Source organism: Pseudovibrio sp. POLY-S9 (assembly GCF_001431305.1).
Lineage (GTDB): Bacteria > Pseudomonadota > Alphaproteobacteria > Rhizobiales > Stappiaceae > Pseudovibrio.
Genome location: NZ_LCWX01000113.1, coordinates 863 through 3,684, shown reverse-complemented (window position 1 = coordinate 3,684; position 2,822 = coordinate 863). Strand labels below are relative to the sequence as shown.

Genomic DNA, 2,822 nt, shown 5'->3' with positions numbered 1-2,822 from the left:
GATTGAAGGGGCATGCCCCTTCAATCAAAAGTCAAAGCTGCGAAAGTGGGTAATTTTCAAGCAGCACAAATGGGGAAAATACATCCAGCACTGACAGCGCCCTCACGAAAGCTAGATCGTCACTCGCCTGACCACAATCTTTCCTCGCCCTTGGGCTGCGGGAGATCATGGACAGCCTCTCTCCTCACTAGCTCCCGCTCACCCGTTTACTTGGCAAGGAAAATAGAAACGGACCACACCAAGACGGAGACAAATCATGTTGCATCTTCCAAGCCTGACGACCCTGAAAGAGTTCCTTTCTGACTTGTTTGTCAGCTCCGCCGATCACCAGCGCGAAGAGCTGGAGTTCAAAAATCGTCAGCATGACCCTGAGGCCGAGTTGTACTTTCAGATGTTGGATGATGAGGCGCAGCAGGAAGATGATTTGGATGATGAGTTCGAGGTGTTCCAACGGCTGGAAGCCGATCTGTCGGAGGGGGAGTTTGCCTGCACGATCAGCGGAACGCATTGTGAGGGCTGGAACGCGGAAGCTGACATTGACTATCAGGAGATCATTGAGGCGGACACCTTTGAAGAGGTGATTGCGATCCTGTCAGAGCGTTACCACTGCGATTACTCATGGTCGGTCAGTGCACGGGACTGGAACGACAACACCTACAAGCTCCGGTGCGAAGCTGAAGGCAACGAGCACGATTATTTCCATGAGTTCGACATTGATCCGGGCATGGGAGAATTTGCCTGCCTCATCAGTCCGGTATGTGATGAGATTGCCTCAACCGGATACGCTGGCAATCTTGTCTTCATTCAGGCCGAAGAGTTTTCGCAGGTGATAAAGGAACTTTCCACCCGTCTTGCGAAGGAAGGGGCGTGGAGCTTTCAGGCGATGGACTGGATGGGACAGCGCTACAAATACGAGTACATTGAATGCAAAGACGTTGAATGGGCGGTGTACTGAAGAAAGATAAAAAGCACGGGATCACTCAGCCCTTGAGTGATCACCCATAGCAACCAAGGGGTGCATCTGCTACAAGCAGTTAAGAGGTCAGGTAGGAATGATCCATCGCTGGACCACCCCCCCTTGAGAACCGTACGTGCGAGTTTCCCCGCATACGGCTCAAGCCTTCTCGAAACCCCATGTGAATGGAGCCGCCAGTTTTATTTCCGAGCCTCAGAGCTATGTGATGGTCTTGCTATTCCTAGACGAGGTTCGAGCTTGTCTTTCGGCGAGATACCCGTCCCAAGTTGGATCGAATGGATTAGCTTTTGCTCTGATTTTGCGATGACGGCGAATAGGAGTGTCGGCGGCATTTATTAGTCGCTTCAAAGTTTCTCCCTGTTTGCCATCTATCACCTTAGCGCAGAACACCCAATCACGCATATGATCCCGGGCGAAATATCGTTTCTTCACCCATTTCAGTGATTTGTTTGTATGTCTGCGGCAAGCCCAACGCCAGATACGCTTCCAGATAAGGTGGTGGACCTTGCTGAAGGTCTCCTTCGCTACCTGGTTACGGTGATAGTTCGCCCACCCGCGGATTACCGGATTGAGGCGAGTTATCACTTCTTCTTGCTTTGCCATTTGGGCACTCTGGATGATTGCCCTGACCTTACGCAAAAATTCCTGCACATTCTTCTTTGCAGGTTTAATGAGGAGTTTCCCCTCGTATTTGCGTACGTTCCATCCAAGGAAGTCAAAGCCTTCCTCAATATGCACAATCTTAGACTTTTCTTCTGAGAGGACGAGGCCTCTTTGATGAAGAAACACTTTGATCAATGATTTCGCCTCTTCTAGTATTTCTATTGAAACACCGGTAACGATAAAATCATCTGCATATCGGACAAAGTGAACCTTGTGCTTTCTATATTGGCGTGAGGTTGAAGAGAAATGCTGACTTAGCATCTTCTCCAACCCATCCAAGGTCATGTTTGCAAGTGTCGGAGAGATGACACCTCCTTGAGGAGTGCCAGCCACCGTTGCAAACCATTGTCCGTTCAGAACAAAGCCGGAATTTAGCCATTTCCGGAGCACAACCGTATCCATGGGGATATTAGCTATGAGCCAGTCTTTGCTGATGTTGTCGAAACATCCAGCGATGTCTGCGTCCAGTACCCACTCACTCGATGTCATGCGAGAAAGAGAAACATGGCACTGTTCAGCTGCATCACGGCTTGCTCGATATGGGCGAAAGCCATAGGAGTTCGGATCTGCTGTTGTTTCCGCGACAGGTTCGAGCGCAAGTAAGTGAAGTGCTTGCATGGCCCGGTCCCGCATTGTTGGAATCCCTAGCGGACGCCTCTTTCCATTTGCCTTCGGTATAAATACCCGTCTCAGAGGCTTTGGTTGATAACCTCGTCGCCTGAGCAACTTAATTCCACTGGCGCGTTTGCCCGGCGTGTTCCAGATTTCTCCATCGACACCGGGAGTTGTCTTGCCTCGGCTTTCTGTAATACGTTTAACAGCAAGAGCCTTGCCGCTAAACGAGTGAGTCAGCAGCCATTGCAAGGCTTTCACCTTACCCCAGCGGCCTTCTCGAACTGACTTTGCGATACGTCTTTGCAGCCGTCGTACGGTTCGGCGGGCCTTATCCCAATCAACTTGGTTCCAGTCCACTTCTCCGTAGGAGGCTGCACCAGCCATTGATATAGCCATCATATGCTTGTCCTCCTAAAAGATGGTTCTACAAAACTCTCGCAATGAGAGACCAGCCGGAAGTCTGCTCCCTTTCGGGGGGAGTAATGTTGCTAAAGGCGCAACCCCTATCCGTATCGTTACAACACGGCTTTCGCTTTTTCCGGCCTCCTTTACCCGCATTCCCAACAGC

General features: G+C 50.6%; 2 protein-coding genes. One reads left to right on the top strand and one right to left on the bottom strand.

The window, feature by feature from the left end:
* The first annotated feature begins 256 nt into the window (after window positions 1-256).
* Window positions 257-955, top strand: coding sequence for a hypothetical protein (locus PPL9_RS09090; protein ID WP_057462405.1), 699 nt, complete (start codon window positions 257-259; stop codon window positions 953-955).
* Window positions 956-1,174: 219 nt separating this feature from the next.
* Here PPL9_RS09090 and ltrA read toward each other — a convergent pair whose 3' ends face one another.
* A complete protein-coding gene (ltrA, locus tag PPL9_RS09085; RefSeq protein WP_200962204.1) occupies window positions 1,175-2,638 on the bottom strand; it encodes a group II intron reverse transcriptase/maturase in 1,464 nt (487 codons plus the stop codon).
* Window positions 2,639-2,822 lie beyond the last annotated feature (184 nt).

Excerpts from the sequence above, each read along its gene's own strand:
- ltrA (WP_200962204.1), bottom strand. The coding sequence starts at position 2,638 with ATGGCTGGTGCAGCCTCCTACGGAGAAGTGGACTGGAACCAAGTTGAT.
- PPL9_RS09090 (WP_057462405.1), top strand. The coding sequence starts at position 257 with ATGTTGCATCTTCCAAGCCTGACGACCCTGAAAGAGTTCCTTTCTGAC.